Below are 2436 nucleotides of genomic sequence, written 5' to 3' on the forward strand. Positions count from 1 at the left end.
CACAGGAGCTGTTCCTGCGCCGACTCGGGAGCGCGACCGCCCTCGGCCGTGTCCTTCTGCCCGGTCGTCGGTTCCATCTGCTGAGCCATGACATCCATACCTTTCTTCGTGGGATCGTTCTGGTCATTCGTAAGATCAGGGCACCCAGGGATGCCGGGTGTGGCTGTCATGTCATTGCCGCGTCCGTGGCTGAGGGAGATTGGCCGCCCGGCATCCCGCGACGACTCGGCCGCTGATTGGGATGCGCGGAACAAGATCGCTCGTATGGACATGTCGGCGAGGTCGTCTGCTGGGACTGTGAACAGGCACGTCGAGCGAGGAGGATTGGATGCCCGAACTGTGGGCCGGGACGGATGCGGGCAAGGCCGAGCACCACTGCACGGCGATCGACACGGACGGGAAGACGGTGCTCTCCCGCCGGGTGCCGAACAACGAGGCCGAACTGCTGGAACTGCTCAGCGACGTCCTGGAGCTGGCCGACGGCAACCCGGTGACGTGGGCGGTGGACCTGAACGCGGGCGGCGCCGCGCTGTGGATCGCGCTCCTGGTCAACCACTCGCAGAAGCTGCTCTACATCCCCGGCCGGACCGTGCACCACGCCTCGGCCGCCTACCGGGGCAACGGGAAGACGGACGCCAAGGACGCCTTCGTCATCGCCGACACCGCCCGCATGCGCCGCGACCTGCAACCGCTGGACCAGGCCGGCGAGATCGCAGTCGATCTGAAGATCCTCACCGCCCGCCGCATGGACCTGTCCGCCGACCGCACCCGTGCCATCAACCGGCTGCGCGCCCAGATGCTGGAGTACTTCCCGGCCCTGGAACGGGCCTTCGACTACAGCGTCTCCAAGAGCGCCCTCGTGCTGCTGACGGGCTACCGGACGCCGGCCGCACTCCGGCGCATCGGTCGGGCCCGACTGGCGGCCTGGCTGAAGAGTCATGGCGTGCGCACCGCGCCCACGGCGAAGAGCACGGCCGAAGCCGCGGTCACGGCCGCCGAGGCCCAGTTCACCGCCGTTCCCGGGGAGAAGACCGCCGCCAGGATGGTCCACACCCTGGCCAGGGAGGTGATGTCCCTCGACCAGGAGATCGCCGAGCTCGAAGCCCTGATCGAGGGCCGGTTTCGCGAGCACCCCCACGCCGAGGTGATCACCAGCATGCCCGGCATCGGCGACATGCTCGGCGCCGAGTTCATCGCCGCCACCGGCGGCGACATGGCCGCCTTCGGCAGTCCCGACCGCCTCGCCGGGGTCGCCGGCCTCGCCCCCGTGCCCCGCGACTCCGGCAAGGTCAGCGGCAACCTCCGCCGGCCCCGCCGCTACAGCCGAAGACTCCTGCGGATGTTCTACCTCTCCGCCCAGGTCGCCGCTGTCCACTGCCCCGTCTCGAAGGCGTTCTACCGGCGCAAGCGCGACGAGGGCAAGTCCCACAAGCAGGCCGTCCTGGCCCTCGCCAGGCGCCGTCTCAACGTGCTCTGGGCCCTCATACGCGACAGCCGCACCTTCGATGCAGTTGCGCCCAAGAACGCCGCCCCAGCGCAGTAAGGCAGTCACGAGGCGTCACCGCCCTGGCTTGACAACATCATTGGGAATCTCCCTGGTTCGGCCTCAGTCCGCCAGGCCCAGTGGGTCCGGGGCGGTGTCCAGCAGGTGGGGGCCGTTGTTGCGGACGCTGTTGACGGTGGTGGGGACGGCGCGGACGCGCAGGGTGTCGTCGGCGGGGCTGTGCAGTAGGTGGTGGAGTTCGGCGGGGTCGGTGTGGGCGGGGGAGAGCCAGGTGGCGAGGTCGTCGGGGGCGATGGTGAGGGGCATCCGGTCGTGCACGCGGCCGGCGGAGTCGGTGGCGTCGGTGGTGATGACGGTGGCGGTGGCGAGCCAGGCGAGCGGGTCGTCCTCGGGGCGGGTGGGGTCGCGCCAGAACTCGTAGAGGCCGGCCATCAGCATCAGGCCGCCGGTGCTGAGGAAGTAGGGCTGCTTGTACTTCTTCCGGTCGGCGGCAGCGGGGACCTCGCGCCACTCGAAGTAGCCGTCGGCGGGGATCACGCAGCGGCGGGTGGTGAAGGCCTTGCGGAAGGCCGGCTTGGTGTCGACGGTCTCCGAGCGGGCATTGATCAGGCGGGCGCCGCCGGACGGGTCCTTGGCCCAGGACGGGACCAGGCCCCAGCGCAGCGGGCGCAGTTGGCGCAGCAGTTCGCCGGTGTCCCGGTCGACGCGTTCCAGGACGGCCGGGACCGGGTCGGTCGGGGCGACGTTCCAGCTCGGCGCGAAGGTCTCGGCCGGGTCCCACCGGAGCTCCCCGAGCAGGGAGACGAGGTCCTGGGGCGTGGTGGTGGAGACGAAGCGGCCGCACATGCCCCCAGCCTGCCACGCGGTACGGAGCCGGTCGATGCAGGCGGCGATGACCGCGTCGTAGGTGCCCTGCAGGCGCAGGGTGCCGT

At 70.4% G+C, this 2436-nt stretch carries 2 protein-coding genes; one reads left to right on the forward strand and one right to left on the reverse strand.

Going from position 1 to position 2436, the window contains the following annotated elements:
* Positions 1 to 328 precede the first annotated feature (328 nt).
* Entirely contained in the window at positions 329 to 1543 is a 1215-nt protein-coding gene (locus ACWDCZ_RS40420) for an IS110 family RNA-guided transposase (protein ID WP_074003531.1), read from the forward strand.
* 63 nt (positions 1544 to 1606) lie between these two features.
* Here ACWDCZ_RS40420 and ACWDCZ_RS40425 read toward each other — a convergent pair.
* A partial coding sequence (locus ACWDCZ_RS40425) for an SOS response-associated peptidase (RefSeq protein ID WP_449818600.1) occupies positions 1607 to 2436 on the reverse strand: 830 nt, incomplete at its 5' end.

It is taken from the genome of Kitasatospora sp. NPDC001225 (assembly GCF_053597855.1).